This window comes from Arthrobacter sp. 9V, from assembly GCF_902506065.1.
Classification (GTDB): Bacteria; Actinomycetota; Actinomycetes; order Actinomycetales; family Micrococcaceae; genus Arthrobacter.
Genome location: NZ_LR732912.1, coordinates 90,713 through 105,979, shown reverse-complemented (window position 1 = coordinate 105,979; position 15,267 = coordinate 90,713). Strand labels below are relative to the sequence as shown.

Annotated in this window: 13 protein-coding genes and 1 riboswitch; all 13 genes read right to left on the bottom strand. The window is 62.9% G+C overall.

What is annotated here, in order from left to right; genetic code table 11:
• Positions 1–24: 24 nt before the first annotated feature.
• Positions 25–426 carry a hypothetical protein gene (locus BACI9J_RS00520; RefSeq protein WP_159732226.1) on the bottom strand — a complete coding sequence of 134 codons (402 nt, stop codon included), beginning with the start codon at positions 424–426 and terminating at the stop codon, positions 25–27.
• 79 nt (positions 427–505) lie between these two features.
• On the bottom strand, positions 506–1,003 hold the full coding sequence (locus BACI9J_RS00515; protein WP_236558258.1) for a MarR family winged helix-turn-helix transcriptional regulator: 498 nt from the start codon (positions 1,001–1,003) through the stop codon (positions 506–508).
• Positions 1,004–1,148: 145 nt separating this feature from the next.
• Positions 1,149–2,195: an FUSC family protein gene (locus tag BACI9J_RS00510; protein ID WP_159732220.1), complete on the bottom strand. Its 1,047-nt coding sequence runs from the start codon at positions 2,193–2,195 to the stop codon at positions 1,149–1,151.
• 186 nt (positions 2,196–2,381) lie between these two features.
• Complete coding sequence (locus BACI9J_RS00505) at positions 2,382–3,650, bottom strand: hypothetical protein (RefSeq protein WP_159732217.1); 1,269 nt, start codon at positions 3,648–3,650, stop codon at positions 2,382–2,384.
• Positions 3,647–4,162 carry a hypothetical protein gene (locus BACI9J_RS00500; protein ID WP_159732214.1) on the bottom strand — a complete coding sequence of 172 codons (516 nt, stop codon included), beginning with the start codon at positions 4,160–4,162 and terminating at the stop codon, positions 3,647–3,649. The genes BACI9J_RS00505 and BACI9J_RS00500 overlap by 4 nt, the downstream gene beginning before the upstream one ends.
• A 1-nt stretch (position 4,163) precedes the next feature.
• The gene (locus BACI9J_RS00495; RefSeq protein ID WP_159732211.1) at positions 4,164–5,033 is read right to left on the bottom strand and encodes a COG1470 family protein; all 870 of its coding nucleotides are present in this window, start codon (positions 5,031–5,033) and stop codon (positions 4,164–4,166) included.
• A 144-nt stretch (positions 5,034–5,177) separates the two neighbouring features.
• Positions 5,178–5,633, bottom strand: coding sequence for a hypothetical protein (locus tag BACI9J_RS00490; protein ID WP_159732208.1), 456 nt, complete (start codon positions 5,631–5,633; stop codon positions 5,178–5,180).
• 573 nt (positions 5,634–6,206) lie between these two features.
• Positions 6,207–7,214: a lipoyl synthase gene (gene lipA / locus BACI9J_RS00485; RefSeq protein WP_159732205.1), complete on the bottom strand. Its 1,008-nt coding sequence runs from the start codon at positions 7,212–7,214 to the stop codon at positions 6,207–6,209.
• Positions 7,215–7,326: 112 nt separating this feature from the next.
• The gene (locus tag BACI9J_RS00480) at positions 7,327–8,739 is read right to left on the bottom strand and encodes an L-serine ammonia-lyase (RefSeq protein WP_159732202.1); all 1,413 of its coding nucleotides are present in this window, start codon (positions 8,737–8,739) and stop codon (positions 7,327–7,329) included.
• 426 nt (positions 8,740–9,165) lie between these two features.
• A complete protein-coding gene (gene glyA / locus BACI9J_RS00475) occupies positions 9,166–10,485 on the bottom strand; it encodes a serine hydroxymethyltransferase (protein ID WP_159732199.1) in 1,320 nt (439 codons plus the stop codon).
• Complete coding sequence (gcvH, locus tag BACI9J_RS00470; protein WP_159732196.1) at positions 10,482–10,865, bottom strand: glycine cleavage system protein GcvH; 384 nt, start codon at positions 10,863–10,865, stop codon at positions 10,482–10,484. Before gcvH ends, glyA begins: the two co-directional genes overlap by 4 nt.
• Positions 10,866–10,947: 82 nt before the next feature.
• On the bottom strand, positions 10,948–12,096 hold the full coding sequence (gene gcvT, locus BACI9J_RS00465) for a glycine cleavage system aminomethyltransferase GcvT (RefSeq protein ID WP_159732193.1): 1,149 nt from the start codon (positions 12,094–12,096) through the stop codon (positions 10,948–10,950).
• A gap of 11 nt (positions 12,097–12,107) precedes the next feature.
• Positions 12,108–14,981 (bottom strand): aminomethyl-transferring glycine dehydrogenase, encoded by a 2,874-nt coding sequence (gene gcvP, locus BACI9J_RS00460; RefSeq protein WP_159732190.1) that lies wholly within the window; start codon positions 14,979–14,981, stop codon positions 12,108–12,110.
• A 148-nt stretch (positions 14,982–15,129) separates the two neighbouring features.
• Positions 15,130–15,228, bottom strand: a riboswitch (glycine riboswitch).
• Between the last annotated feature and the right edge of the window lie 39 nt (positions 15,229–15,267).

Genomic DNA, 15,267 nt, shown 5'->3' with positions numbered 1-15,267 from the left:
GGACAGCCGCCCGTTCAAGGAGCGTCACTGTAGGAGGGAGTCAATTTCGGCGGCCGGGACTCCGGTCACCTCGGCCAGAGCGTAAGGGTCGACGCCGGCGTCGACCGCTTTTTTGAACGCCAGCTCCAGCGTGTTGTGGGCGATTGCCAGTTCGTGCTGAAGGCTTTGGCGGCGAAGCGCCGCAATCCACACGCCGCTCACGGGGTCCAGGGCGTCGATGTCCATCCGAAATCCGCACCCGCATGCCCATTCAGGCCACATCGGTTCTACAGCCACCCACTGCATGGAGTCGTAGGATGGACCGGCGGAGATGGCCATATGGGAGCCACAGTGGACGGGTCCCTGGGGAATTACTTTTTCCGTGACAATGTCCACGGTGTTTTCAGCCACTGGTGTGGAGCTTGGTTCACGCAGCGCGACTGTCATCGTTCTCTCCCACACATTCCCTAGTAAGTAGCTTGGCTATCTAGTTATATGTGTACTTAGTACTTAAGTCCAGTCCGCGTTACGTGGCCACGCTGTCGATCGCACTGCGCATACGCCTGAGGAAGTCCACCACCACTGCCGATTCCTCGGGATTCAGGGCCCCCGCAACTTCCATCATCCGGGCATGCATATCCCCCAAAGTGCTGCGGACTTCCTGGTCCGAGCCCGGGGTGGTCTTGAGAATAAGGGCTCGCCGATCGGTGGGGTGCGGCTCGCGAGTGACGTAGCCGGACCTGACCAGGCGGTCCACCAATGAAGTCATGGAAGCTGAGGTCATGCCCAAGCGGACCGTCAACTCTTTGGGGCCCACGTCTCTCCCCGCTCGCTCAGCTTCGAGCAGGTACCTCAGGGCCAGGAGGTCTGTTTCACCCATCCCCATGGATGCCTGGGTTCGGCGCCGCATGTCAGCCTCGGCCGAGCGGTAGTCCCTGAGGGCATTCAGCACGTCCACAGCACCCATCTGCTTGCGGCTTTCAAGCCCGTACCAATAGCCCTGACGTTCACTTTTGTCGCTCATCACCAGTCCTTTGGTAGACATGTATCTTGCTTGTCTAACCAATTGATACTAGGTGATTTGTTCCCGCGACGCTGACTTGCCGGTTTGGTGAGGTGCTAAGCGACCGTTTTGGTGGGGGTGCTAAGCGACCGTTTTGGTGGGGGGGCTAAACGCCCGGTTTGGTGGCCCGCAAGCGTCGCCAAACAGCCGGAGCCACCACCACTGCAACACCGACGACGGCACCAATGACGGTCTCGATGATGCGGTCGCGCAGCAACAACGCAGGGTCAACAGGCGCGGCCAGCAGCGTGGCGATCAACGCCAAGGGCGTCACGAAGACCTGCGCCACGAAGTACTGACGGGCGATGAACATCTCCGCCCCGAACTGGCACGCAGCGATCACCAAAACCATGGCCCACGGCGCAGGGTTCAACCAGAGAATGCCGGCCAGCAACACCAGCCCGATCACCGTTCCCGCGATCCTTTGGATACCACGGCTCACCCTGTGCCGGGTGGAGTGGCCTACCAGCGGAACAACAGCAGCCACCATGGCCCAGTACGTGTGCCCGAATCCGAGCCGCTCCCCCACCAACGTTGCGATTGTTCCCGCCAGGCCCGCCGCCACCAGGTAGCCGCCGCCCTCAAGCCAGATCGCCCGGCGCTCAGCTGCAGTGTGACGGATGGGCGGCGGGCGCTTCCAAGGAGTCCGGTGGCTTTTGAGGACACGTGATGACATACCGATCAGCAAGCAAAAGACCGTAGTCCCCACCGCCACCAACATGGCTTCCCAAAGCGGGGGTTGAGCCGGGATCGAGGCAATGGCAGCGAAGGCAAAGATGTGAAAGAGCGAGCCGCCGGGACGGAGCCGCCAAGCTGCCACCACCACGGAGCAGCCACCGGCCACCACGGTGGTAGCCGCCGTCAGCAGCCAGGAATACGCGGCACCGTCGATGCCTCCGACTTGCGCCAGACGAGCCGTGAGCGTGGCCAGAAGAATGATGAAAAGCATGAAGCCGCCGGCGCGCACCTGGCTCCGGAAACGCACGCTGTGGGGTTCGTTGCGGCCATAAATTCCGGTGAACGCACCAAACGACGCAAACACGGCCAGGTCCAGCCGTCCCAGCAGCGTCAACGTAATCAGCGGGACAAAAACGCCTACAGCGCAGCGGAGTGCGGGATGGTGGTCCTTGTTTCCAGGACCCATCGTGAACATTTCCGCTACAGCCTTCAAGGGGCGGCTCGCCTTTCGTCGCAGGATCAAACGTACGACGGCGGCACTGGCGTCCGCTTCAAGGTTACGCCCGGCGTTTAGGGCTACCCGGTAATTATGGGCGGATAGTGCCCCTCATCACGTGGAGGGGCACTATCCGTGACGTACTGCTGCAAATCGATGGAGGGATCAGAACCGGGAGGGTGCGCCCGTCACGGGGCTGGCTGCCAGCGGGTTGGTGGCGATGTCAGTAAGCCCCGCAGCTGGCGTGTAAGTGGGGGCAACTGTCTCGGACGACACCACCTTCGTGCCGGCCGTTCCATCGCCCAACGTGATGGTGAGCGTGTTGGCGCCGGGGTTCCATACCAGGCTGGAACCGCTGGTGTTGTTCCCTGCAAAGGTAAGGGCTGTTGAGGTGTAGTCACCTCCAAGAGCCACGCTACCAATCCTGAGAGTGGAACATCCTGCGCCGGAAACCGTGAGGATGCTCCCGGCGCTGATGTTCACCGCCACCTGGCTGCTGCCGTTGCCGTTCTGGGTCAGCGTGGTGTTGTTACTGGTCCAGGCGCTGCAGATCGTGTTGGCGGCCAGGGGTTCGGAGAACGTCAAGGTGACTTTGTCACCCGTGCCGATGATTCCTATCCCGCTGGTACCACCGCCGTTAGTCAACAGGACACCCGTGACAGTAGGCGACGAAACGTCCTTGGTGGAACTCGCCGTGCCCGCAGGCCCGGTGTTTCCGGCCGCATCCGTTGCCTTGGCCGAGTATGTAATAGTGCCGGGACTGAAAGCAGTCATGTTCACCGGCGCGGCGGTCCAGCTTCCGGACCCGTTGGTGGTGAGAGTTTGAGTCACCGGCAGGGCTCCTCCACCCGTGATGGTGAGAACCACCGTTGAGTTGGCTTCTGCGGCGCCGCTGACCGGAACGCCGGCCACGTTGCCCTGATGGACGTAGACCGGAGCCGTCACCACTGGCGCCGGCGGCGGGGTGGTGTCCGTGACAGGTGTTGTACCAACGCTGCGTGTGCTCTCGGCGCCCTGCCAAAGGGAGAGCAAAGGTGTGACGGTGTAGAACCAAGTCCCAGCGGGAACGCCTGTTTCTACACAACTCAGCGCTGCAACAGTTGCGCTGCAACCGCCCGTTGCCTGAACCCTTGTACCGCCGGTTGCGGAACCGAAACGTGCAATGCTGTAGCCGGTCACGGACCGTCCTGCCGCCGTCGTGCTTGCCGTCCAGGTGACTGTGACGTTAGTACCGGAAACCGCGGTGATGGGCTTACTGCCTTGGGCCAGGGTGTCGGCCTTGGCCGCGCCGGAGCCAGCGCTGACCGACCCCCAGAACGCCATGGCAGCGGGCCCTCCCCAGGAAATGAGAAGGAGTCCCGCCACGATCAACGCAATGCGGTTCCAGCGGCCAAAAGTGGCGCTGGGGTGGGCTGGCCAGTGTTGCGGGCTCATTTCCGTACCTCCAGCGTGACGGGAACCGTGAACTGGGCACCTTGGCACGCCGAAACAGATGCCGTGCTCATATTTGCTGCCCCCTGAAGCGTCAGAAGGATGGAACTGTTCGCCTGGATGATCACCGGCGGGGTCAAGGGTGTTGGCGGCGGCGTGAACGTTACCCCAGTGGTGGTGCAGCCGGGGTGTGCTGCATCGGCGGTCACGGGGCCGTTAGCGGCGAGGCCATAGATGGTGACGGCGTGAGGATTCGGGTTTGATGCCCGGAGGATGACATCGGCAGTCCCTCCCGGAGCCAGGCTGGTTTGCAGCGTGTCGCCCGGGACGAGCGCGACCACAGTGACGGTCTGCATGGTGCCGTTGGCGGCTGATCCACTTCCGGTGCCTGCGGTGGCCCAGTAGGCGTACGCGGTTCCTGCACCGCCCAAGAGGCAAAGCGCCGCGGTGGCGGCCACTGTTCGAGCGAGGCGTCCGCTGCTGTGATTGCGCGGGATTCGGACTGTCGTCTTCATGTCAGTTCGCCTGTCCCGTGCCGGTGAAAACGAGCTGGATGGTGGCGCCTTTGCAACCATCCTGGAGCTGGGCGGTGTCCAGCATTTTGAGCTGTGGCCACTTCCCTTGCGGCACGTTCAAGCTTGAAAGTGAACGGTTGCCCGGCTCAACAGTGAGGGGGTATGCGCCCGTGTATTGGGTGAGCTGGTAATCCGCCGCCGTGCACGGAAGGTTGGCTGCCACAGCCGCTGGAGTCCGAACCACCTGGCCGATCGACACGGACAAATTTGTTACCGCGATGCTCTTGTTGTTGGTGTTGTTGATCTGCAGATCCACAGCCCGCGAAACCCCCGGCGCCAGCAGCCCGCTGACGGACCCTGAAACAGCTAAAGTTCGTTTGACCTCCAGGACCTGCAACTGCCCCGGCGCTGCGTTGGAAACCAATGTCCCGCTGGTGGCTTTGACGGTGAAATCAGTCTTTGTGGCCGGCGTGGTGGTGGCCGTGGCTATGGTCAACGTCACCTGCGCGGTGGAACCGGAGGTGAGATTGACCGACGACGGCGACTGGCTGGCAGTCGCACCTGCCGGCAAACCCGCCACCGTGAAGGTTACGGGCCCAACGAACCCCGCTGTCGACGTCGCTGACACCGTGAACGTGGCGGACTGTCCTTGGTCGACGGTTCGGCTCGAGGGAGACAGCACTGCCGAGATCCCGGCGGGCACCTTAGCGGCGCTGACTTGGTTGCCCTGGGCTCTGCTCTGCCCGTTGCTGGCCGCCAGGGTCGCCAGGGTCGCCATGGGAATCATCGCCACCACCATGGCGAGCAGCAGCGCGCGCAAGGGAGGTCGCACTCGATGAAACGGTGTGTCGCGCTCTGGGCGGTGGTCCATGGAAGCTCTTTTCGGACATTGCTTGCGTGCGTTGAAAACGTCATGGAAAACGACTTTGGGAAGAGAATTGGCAAGCCGGGGGCCACCACTCGCAAGGTGGCCCCCGGAGCTTTCAGGCGGCTTTCATATGAGGAAGCCGGCGGCCTAGAGGCTGCCCACCGTGACCGTCACGATTGCGGACTTGCAGGCGTCCTGGTTGGCGGTGGTGCTGTCGTTGAACTTGAGCACGCCGCTGCCCACCGATGTTCCGGTGGATCCGGCCGCAACGGGGCTGTTGGTGGTGACGGCAGTGACGTCGAACCATGTGGGCAGGCAATCGGCCACGCTGGTGGTCACGCTGGCGCTGAGGGTTCCCACCACGGTGCTGGACGTAGTGGAGTTATCTGCGGTGTAGGAAACGGGGACCGAGTTGCCCGGAGCAAGCCCGCCAGCGAATGTGGCGTGGAGGGTGACCGTTCCGCCGCCTGCGGAGTTGGTGGCTTGGCCGCTGCCCGAACCCGTAGTGGTCCAGTAGGCATAGGCAGCTCCGCCGCCAACTGCAACCAATGCCACGCCGGCGACGGCTGCTGTGATCCGGCTCTTCTTGGAAAGCTTGCGCATGGTAAGACTCCTTGGTTGATCTACGTCCCGGGGAGCCGCAACGGAACCCCCAGCATCCGATCCGTTGTTGTCGGATGAAGCGATGCCACCAATAGTTCAATCCCGGCAAGCCCCATGGCTATGGTTCGGGCTACCTCAATTTTTCATTCGAACATTGACCGGGAGATACCCACATGCTGGATGCGAGTACTCATTTTTTTCGCTGAAACTACTTGGTGGGTCAGTTTCGATCCCGGTATTGGCGGGACCGGAAGTACTCGCTTTCGGGCGAGCTGTCCAAGGAGTGGACAAGGCTCTTACCCCGGCAAGGGAAGGGGATCTGGCCGGGGTGCGTGAACATTGTGCCCGTCTTGAGCAAAAACTGCGCTGGTGTTCGAATGCTTCGGCTTCATGACGGACGCCCGTAAGTTAGCGCCCGACGGCGGCCGGTCACCCTGGAAAGGCAACCAGCCGCCGTCGTACTACTGCTGTTCTTCTTGGCGCGCACCCTTCACGGGACGGCTGCGGGAGCGCGTCCAAGGAGTCCTTGGAGTTCTTGGCTTTGTGCTGCTTTAGCTGCATGGCTGTGCTGCTTTAGCTGTGGGCGGCGAGGATGGTGGAGGCTTCCTGGCGGGTGGTGCCGGAGGACTCGATGTGTGCCAGGGCTGCGGGGATTTCCCAGCCCTTCTTCCGCATGGCCGTGGCCCACAAACGCCCTGCACGGTACGAGGACCGCACCAACGGACCCGACATCACACCAAGGAACCCGATTTCTTCGGCCTCGTTCTGAAGGTCCACGAACTCCTGCGGCTTGACCCAACGGTCCACCGGCAAGTGCCGCTCGGACGGGCGCAGGTACTGGGTAATGGTGATCAAATCACACCCGGCCGCGCGCAGGTCCCGCAACGCTTCGGAAATTTCCTCGCGGGTCTCGCCCATGCCCAGGATCAGGTTGGACTTGGTCACCATACCCAAATCCCGGCCCTGCGTGATCACGTCCAAGGAGCGCTCGTACCGGAACGCCGGACGGATCCGCTTGAAAATCCTCGGCACGGTCTCCACGTTGTGCGCGAACACCTCGGGCTTGGAATCACAGATCGCCGCGATGTGCTCTGGCCTGCCGGAGAAGTCCGGGATCAACAACTCCACCCCGGTGCCGGGGTTCAGTTCATGGATCTTCCGGACCGTTTCGGCGTACAACCACACACCCTCATCGGCGAGGTCATCACGGGCCACCCCGGTCACGGTGGCGTACCGCAACTGCATCGCCTGGACACTGCGGGCCACCTTGGTGGGTTCGAACATGTCCACCGGGGACGGCTTGCCGGTATCGATCTGGCAGAAATCACAGCGCCGCGTGCACTCGGACCCGCCGATCAGGAACGTCGCTTCCTTATCTTCCCAGCACTCAAAAATGTTCGGGCACCCGGCCTCCTCACACACCGTGTGCAGGCCTTCCTTCTTCACCAGATTCTTGAGCTGAACAAACTCCGGCCCCATCTGAACCTTGGCCTTGATCCACTCAGGCTTACGTTCAACCGGGACCGCCGAGTTACGCTGCTCAACGCGCAGTAACTTACGGCCTTCAGGTGCGAGTGTCATGACGTTCTTCCTTGTAGGTCTGCAAAATTATTGCGTTGCGGGGCCTTCTGTTCGTGTCTTTCATGCGTTCCGGGGCGCAGAGAGGGCCCAACAACGCATGGTGGCGCGCCGCTCAGCATTCGACGACGTTGACGGCAAGTCCGCCCATGGCTGTTTCCTTGTACTTGTGGGACATGTCCTTGCCCGTTTCACGCATGGTCACGATCACCTCATCCAACGAGACCCGGTGCGTACCATCACCCCACAACGCCATCTTCGCCGCGTTGATAGCCTTCGCCGCAGCAATCGCGTTCCGCTCAATACACGGGATCTGCACCAACCCCCCGATCGGATCACACGTGAGCCCCAGGTTATGTTCCATCGCGATCTCCGCCGCGTTCTCCACCTGACCCGGAGTACCACCCATCACCTCAGCCAACCCGGCAGCAGCCATCGACGACGCCGACCCAACCTCACCCTGACAGCCCACCTCAGCCCCCGAAATGGACGCCTGCTCCTTATACAACACACCCACAGCACCGGCGGCGAGCAAGAACTTCACCACCACATCATCCCGATCCCGCTGAGAAGCCTTGTCCATGCCCGGCGCATAATTCAACGCGTAATACAACACCGCCGGGATAATCCCCGCAGCACCATTGGTCGGAGCCGTCACCACCCGGCCACCCGAAGCGTTCTCCTCATTGACCGCCAAAGCGATCAGATTCACCCACTCCTGCCAATACTTCGGATCGTTCCGGTCCTTATCCTCCTTCAGCAACCGCTCCAACCAATCAGGAGAACGACGCCGGACCTTCAAACCCCCAGGCAACACACCCTCACGCTTCAATGAGGTTTCAACACACGCCTCCATCACCGACCAGATATGGAGCAGACCCTCCCGGATCTCCTCCTCACTCCGGGACGCCCGCTCATTGATGAACATGATGTCCGAAATGCCCAAACCCTTCGAAGCGCACCGGCCCATCAACTCCGCCGCCGTCCGGAACGGCAACGGCAACTCCTTCTTCGACTCCTCCAACTCCTGCTGAGCCGAGTTCTCCTCACCCTCACGGACAATGAACCCGCCACCGACCGAAAAGAACGTCGCCTCCCTGAGAACATTCCCCTCAGCATCAGAAACCGCGAACTTCATCCCGTTCGTATGCCGCGGCAACACCGTCAACGGATGCAGGATCATGTCCTCCACCGCATACGCCACCTCCACACCCCCGCCCGAAGCACCAGCCAGGTTCAACACACCCGTCTCAGCAATCCTCGCGAGCCGCTCCTCCACCTCGTCAGGCAGGATCAGCTCGGGGTCGAAGCCCTCAAGTCCGAGCAAGACGGCCGTGAAGGTCCCGTGTCCCTTGCCGGTTGCAGCCAAAGACCCGTACAGGTCAACCCGCAAACCCGCAACGGATTCGAGAACCCCGGACTCCCGAAGCTCACGTGCAAACACGGCACCAGCCCGCATCGGCCCCACAGTATGGGAACTCGACGGGCCAATACCCACAGAGAACAGATCAAAGACCCCAACGGCCATGGTCATTTCCTAACGACGTATAACGAATAGAACCCGCCCCGCCCCCAACAAACGGAGCGGGCCCTCAAACCCATTGCCCCCATTTCGGGGGTTCCCTGCCAAACATGCCGTGCGCACGGCACTTCCCGCAGCGAACCCCCGAATCGGCCGCTGCACTTGGGGTCGACCGGAGCCCGCGGAGGATGCCAACCCCAATGGGCCGGACCGGCACACCCGCGAACCCGCAAACCCACGAACCCACGAACCCGGATGCCCACTCCGTCCCGCATAACCCCCATTTCGGGGGTTCCCTGCCAAACATGCCGTGCGCACGGCACTTCCCGCAGCGAACCCCCGAATCGGCCGCTGCACTTGGGTGCGACCGAGCCCGCGGAGGATGCCAACCCCAACCGGCCAACCCGCACGACGCGGCCCCGAGTAGACGCCTCAGCCGAGGTCTGCGACTCCCGGGTACAGCGGGTGCGCTTTCGCGAGGACGTCGACGCGGTGCCGTAGACCGGAAAGGTCCGTGTCGGCGTCGGCGATCAGTACTTCGGCGATGATGTCCGCTACCTCGTGGAAGGCTGCTTCGCCGAATCCGCGCGTTGCCAGGGCCGGGGTGCCGATCCGGAGGCCGGAGGTGACCATGGGCGGGCGGGGGTCGAAGGGGACGGCGTTGCGGTTGACGGTGATGTCGATCGCGGCGAGGCGGTCTTCGGCTTGTTGGCCGTCTAGCTCGCAGTTGCGCAGGTCCACGAGGACCAGGTGCACGTCGGTCCCGCCGGAAACCACGGAGATGCCCTTGGCGGCGACGTCGGGCTGCACCAAGCGCTCGGCCAGAATCCGGGCCCCGGCGAGGACACGTTCCTGACGTTCGCGGAACTCTTCGGAAGCGGCGATCTTGAACGCAACGGCCTTACCCGCAATGACGTGCTCCAGTGGCCCGCCTTGCTGGCCCGGGAATACGGCCGAGTTGATCTTCTTGGCGATGTCGGCGTCGTTGGAGAGGATGATGCCGCCACGGGGACCGGCGAGTGTCTTGTGCGTGGTGGACGTGGTGACGTGCGCGTGCGGGACGGGCGAAGGGTGCAGACCCGCGGCCACGAGCCCGGCGAAGTGGGCCATGTCCACCATCAGGTAGGCACCCACGGAGTCGGCGATCCGGCGGAATTCAGCGAAGTCCAGCTGCCGCGCATAAGCGGACCAGCCGGCCACGATCAGTGCCGGTTTGTGCTCCTGTGCCAAGGCCTCAACCTCGGCCATGTCCACCGTGTGGGTATCCTCACGGACGCCGTAGGGGACCACGTTGTAGAGCTTGCCGGAGAAGTTGATCCGCATGCCGTGGGTGAGGTGTCCGCCGTGAGCGAGGTTCAAGCCCATGATGGTGTCGCCCGGCTTGATGAGGGCGTGCATCACCGAGGCGTTGGCCTGGGCGCCGGAGTGCGGCTGCACATTCGCGTACTCGGCGCCGAACAGGGCTTTGATGCGATCGATGGCCAGCTGCTCGATCACGTCGACGTGTTCGCAACCACCGTAGTAGCGCTTGCCCGGGTACCCTTCGGCGTATTTGTTGGTCAGCACCGAGCCCTGGGCCTGCATCACGGCCACGGCGGTGTGGTTCTCGGAGGCGATCATTTCCAGGCCGTCGCGCTGGCGACCCAATTCGTCGTCGATCTTCGCAGCGATTTCAGGATCAAGCTCGGACAGCTGGGCGTCCAACGACGCCGACACCACCTGCTGGTACTCAGTTACAGTTGCCGGGTTCACAGTTCTCCACCGTTCTTTGAAGCGTATTCTTCGGCCGACATGAGCGGCCCTTCCTCCGTGGCGGCCACCTTGAACAACCAGCCGGCGCCGTAGGGATCGTTGTTGATGAGGGCGGGATCGCTGACAACGGCGTCGTTGATCTCGGTGACCTCACCTGTCACGGGCGAGTACAGGTCAGAGACCGACTTGGTCGATTCCACCTCGCCACACGTCTGGCCTGCAGTCACAGTGGAACCAACTTCGGGCAGGTCCACGTACACAATGTCGCCCAAGGCGTCAGCGGCAACCGCCGAAATCCCAATCCCTACAGGCCCGTCACCATCAACGGCAACCCACTCGTGCTCAGCCGAGTACTTCAGCTCGGCAACTACTTTGCTCATTCGCATTCCTTCTTTCTGAGAGTTTTGTACAGCTGATGCCCTTAAGAGGGCGTCATTAGGGCGTTATGTGTACACAAACTCCCTATTTTTGGCGCTTGTAGAACGGCAGCGGCACAACTTGGAACGGCTCCGCTTTGCCGCGGAGGTCCACCTCTACGATGGTGCCCGGCTCGGAATGCTCGACGTCGACATACGCCAACGCGATCGGGTAACCGAGCGTCGGGCTGGGCTGGCCGGAGGTGACTTCGCCAATCAGGGAACCGTCCTTGAGGACCGAGTAGTGGGCTCGGGCGGCGCGGCGCCCGGTGCCCTTGAGGCCCACGAGCTTCTGGCCCAGCGTGGTTCCGACTCCGGCGGCCTTGATGGCGGTGAGTGCGTCGCGGCCAATGAAGTCGCTTTCCTTGGCGAGGGAAACCACCGGCCCAAGGCCCGCGGTGTAGGCGTTGACGTGGCGGGAGAGCTCGTTGCCGTAGAGGGGCATTCCGGCTTCCAAGCGCAGTGAGTCGCGGGCTGCGAGTCCGGCTGGGATGAGTCCGTGGCCTTCGCCGGCTTCGAGCAGCGCTTGCCAGAGCCCGGGGGCGTCGAGGTTCGGGACGTAGATCTCGAAGCCGTCCTCGCCGGTGTATCCGGTGCGGGCCAGCAGCAGGTCCCGGGTGCCGCCGTCGAACGTCATGGATACCTCAACCGCCGCGTAGTACTTCAGTTCCGTGACGAGTGCGTGCTGTTCTGCCGGGACGAGACCCAACAGGATCGCTTCGGCGTTGGGGCCTTGCACGGCAATCAAGGATGTCTCGGCGGCAGCATCTTCCACCACCACGTCGAACCCGGAGGCGCGGGCCATCAACTCTGAAGCAACCACCTTCGCGTTGCCCGCATTGGGGACCACCAGGTACTTGTCCACGCCGTCCTCGGGTGAAGGGCGACGGTAGGTGATGAGGTCATCGATGATGCCGCCATCGGCGTCGCAGATCAGCGAGTACTTGGCCTTGCCAACCGCCACAGCGGACAACTTGCCCACCAGTGCGAAATCCAGGTACGCAGCAGCGTCGGGACCGGAAACCCAGACTTCGCCCATATGGGAGAGGTCGAACAAGCCTGCGGATTTGCGGACTGCGTGGTGTTCGGCGAGCTCGGACTCGTACTTGAGGGGCATCTGCCAGCCGCCGAAATCCGTGAAGGACGCGCCGGCTTTTTTGTGTTGCTCATAGAGAGCTGTGTAGTTCTCAGACATGTGGGGAGTCCTTAGTTTTCAAAGTCAGCTGTGTTGTCCTCGAACGCTTCGAGGGGCGGGCAGGAGCAGACCAAGTTGCGGTCTCCTGCGGCGCCGTCGATCCTGCCGACCGGCGGAAAGTACTTGTCCTGCTTCAGGTGATGGACGGGGAACGCGGCCTGCTCACGCGGGTAGTCGCGGTCCCAGCCGGAATTTACGACGGCGGCAGCTGTGTGCGGCGCGTTGCGCAGCGGCGACTTCTCAACAGTGATATCACCGCTGGCTACCTGCTCGATCTCAGCACGGATGGTGATCATGGCCTCGATGAAACGGTCGATCTCGGCCAGGTCCTCGGACTCCGTGGGTTCCACCATCAAGGTGCCCGCAACGGGGAACGCGAGGGTGGGGGCGTGGAAGCCGAAGTCGATCAGGCGCTTGGCCACGTCTTCGGCCGTGACACCGGTGCGGGCGGTCAGCTCACGGAGGTCCAGGATGCACTCGTGTGCCACCAGTCCGCCCTCGCCGGTGTACAGAACGGGGAAGTGCTCATCCAAGCGGGACGCGACATAGTTGGCCGCAAGAAGCGCCGACTTGGTGGCTTCCGTCAAACCCTGGCCACCCATGAGCTTCACGTACGCCCAGGAAATCGGCAGCACACCGGCCGAACCGTAGCGGGAGGCCGAGATGGCAACACCGTGCCCTTCCTCATGCGCGGCTTTGTTCGCGTCGCCCGGCATGAACGGAGCCAAGTGCGCCTTCGCAGCAACAGGACCGACGCCGGGTCCGCCACCGCCGTGCGGGATGCAGAAGGTCTTGTGCAGGTTCAGGTGGGACACGTCGCCGCCGAATTTGCCCGGTTGTGCCAAACCAACCAGCGCGTTCAAGTTGGCGCCGTCAACGTACACCTGGCCACCGGCTTGGTGGATCGCGTCACAGACTTCGCGGACGTCGGCGTCGTAGACACCGTGCGTGGACGGGTACGTGATCATGATGGCCGACAACACATCGCGGTGGGCCTCGATCTTGGCGGTCAAGTCCGAGTGATCAATGGTGCCGTCAGCAGCCGTAGCCACCACAACAACCTTCATCCCGGCCAGCACAGCGGACGCCGCGTTGGTGCCGTGGGCCGAGGCCGGGATCAGGCAGACGTTGCGCTGCTCGTCGCCGCGGGACAGGTGGTAGCCGCGGATCGCGAGCAAGCCGGCCAGCTCGCCCTGGGAACCGGCGTTGGGCTGGATGGAGACCTGGTCGTAGCCCGTGATCTCTGTGAGGTCCGCTTCCAGGTCCTCGATCAGCTCGCGCCAACCCGCTGTCTGATGCTCCGGTGCGAACGGGTGGATGGACGCGAACTCCGGCCAGGAGATGGCTTCCATCTCCGCGGTGGCATTGAGCTTCATGGTGCACGAACCCAGCGGGATCATGGTGCGGTCGAGCGCGAGATCCCGGTCAGACAGCTTGCGGATATAGCGCAACAACTGCGTCTCGGAACGGTGCGTGTTGAACACCGGGTGCTGCAGGAAATCGGACGTGCGGACCACGTCAGCAGGCAATTCGAACCCAGAGGCGTCCCCAACTGGGCCGGCACCAAAGGCGACGGCCACCGCGGAGAGGACCTCCGGCGTCGTGGTTTCATCAACGGAAACGCCAACGGTGTCCGCGTCGATGAGGCGGAGGTTGATGCCGCGGGCTTCGGCGGCGGCGATGACTTTGTCTGCCTTGCCCGGAACACGCACGGTGAGGGTGTCGAAGAAGGCCTCGGAGACGAGTTCCCGGCCGGCTTTCTTCAGGGTGGCGGCCAAAACGCGGGCGTGGCCGTGGACGGTTTCGGCGATCGCCTTCAGGCCTTCCGGACCGTGGTAAACGGCGTACATGGAGGCCACAATTGCCAGTAGCGCCTGGGCGGTGCAGATGTTGGACGTGGCCTTCTCGCGGCGGATGTGCTGCTCACGTGTCTGGAGTGCCAGGCGGTAAGCGGGGACGCCGGCGTTGTCCTTGGACACGCCCACGATGCGGCCGGGAAGCGTGCGCTCCATGCCTTCGCGGACGGCCATGTAGGCAGCGTGCGGGCCGCCGAAGAACAGCGGAACACCAAAGCGCTGCGCGGTTCCGACGGCGATGTCCGCGCCTTGTTCGCCCGGGGGCGTGATGAGGGTGAGCGCCAGCAAATCGGCGGCAACCGTGACCAGCGCGCCGCGTTCCTTCGCGGAAGCGATCACGCCGGAGTGATCGAACACGCGGCCTGAAACGCCGGGCTGCTGCAGGACGATACCGTTGATGTCGCCGTCGGGAAGCCCTGCCGAAAGGTCAGCAATTTCGACCTCGAAGCCCAGCGCCTCGGCGCGGCCCTTCACAATGGCGATGGTCTGCGGAAGGAGGTCGGCGTCGAGGACCGTCTTGCCGTCCTTGGCCGTTTTGTTCTTGTTGGCCCTGCGCATCAGCAGCACAGCCTCAGCCACGGCGGTGGCTTCATCCAGCAACGAGGCGTTGGCTACGGGAAGCCCCGTCAGGTCCTGCACCATGGTCTGGAAGTTCAGCAGCGCTTCAAGCCGGCCCTGGGAAATTTCCGGCTGGTACGGGGTGTAGGCCGTGTACCAGGCGGGAGCTTCGAGGATGTTGCGGCGGATGACCGGGGGCGTCACGGTGTCGTAATAACCCTGGCCGATCATCTGGACAGCGGTCTTGTTTTTCGAAGCGAGCTTGCGGAGCTCGGCGAGGACCTGCACCTCGGTGAGGGCGTCCTGCAACTTCAGGGCAGTTTCCTGGCGGATGGAATCGGGGACGGCCACGTCAACCAGGCCGTCGACAGAGTCGTAGCCGATTGCCTTGAGCATGGTGTCAACGTCGGCTTGGCGGCGGGCGCCGATGTGCCGGTCCGCGAAGGCGGTGGGGGTTGATTGAACAGTCAAGAGGAACTCCATGATTCAGGCGCCCAGTGAGCGCCGCGATGATGTGGGTTCCTCCCCGCTCTGTATTGGACCTGAGAGATTCCGCAGAAATACTTTCCTGCTTGCACCGTCGGTGAGTCCGGTTGCCCGGACTGCTTTCCAGAGTTGCCTAACCGCGGCGGTACATGGGCCTGAGAGATTCCTGGGGAGGATTTGCTCCTACGGCGCCTGACTGGATGTACCGGCAGGACTCTCCCGCCGCAGATCAAAAGCGTTGCATCACCATGGGTGACACGCTTCACACCAT

Bases quoted from the DNA above. Each gene is read 5' to 3' on its own strand.
- BACI9J_RS00520 (WP_159732226.1), bottom strand. From the start codon at position 426: ATGACAGTCGCGCTGCGTGAACCAAGCTCCACACCAGTGGCTGAAAAC.
- BACI9J_RS00515 (WP_236558258.1), bottom strand. From the start codon at position 1,003: ATGAGCGACAAAAGTGAACGTCAGGGCTATTGGTACGGGCTTGAAAGC.
- BACI9J_RS00510 (WP_159732220.1), bottom strand. From the start codon at position 2,195: ATGTTCACGATGGGTCCTGGAAACAAGGACCACCATCCCGCACTCCGC.
- BACI9J_RS00505 (WP_159732217.1), bottom strand. From the start codon at position 3,650: ATGAGCCCGCAACACTGGCCAGCCCACCCCAGCGCCACTTTTGGCCGC.
- BACI9J_RS00500 (WP_159732214.1), bottom strand. From the start codon at position 4,162: ATGAAGACGACAGTCCGAATCCCGCGCAATCACAGCAGCGGACGCCTC.
- BACI9J_RS00495 (WP_159732211.1), bottom strand. From the start codon at position 5,033: ATGGACCACCGCCCAGAGCGCGACACACCGTTTCATCGAGTGCGACCT.
- BACI9J_RS00490 (WP_159732208.1), bottom strand. From the start codon at position 5,633: ATGCGCAAGCTTTCCAAGAAGAGCCGGATCACAGCAGCCGTCGCCGGC.
- lipA (WP_159732205.1), bottom strand. From the start codon at position 7,214: ATGACACTCGCACCTGAAGGCCGTAAGTTACTGCGCGTTGAGCAGCGT.
- BACI9J_RS00480 (WP_159732202.1), bottom strand. From the start codon at position 8,739: ATGGCCGTTGGGGTCTTTGATCTGTTCTCTGTGGGTATTGGCCCGTCG.
- gcvH (WP_159732196.1), bottom strand. From the start codon at position 10,865: ATGAGCAAAGTAGTTGCCGAGCTGAAGTACTCGGCTGAGCACGAGTGG.
- gcvT (WP_159732193.1), bottom strand. From the start codon at position 12,096: ATGTCTGAGAACTACACAGCTCTCTATGAGCAACACAAAAAAGCCGGC.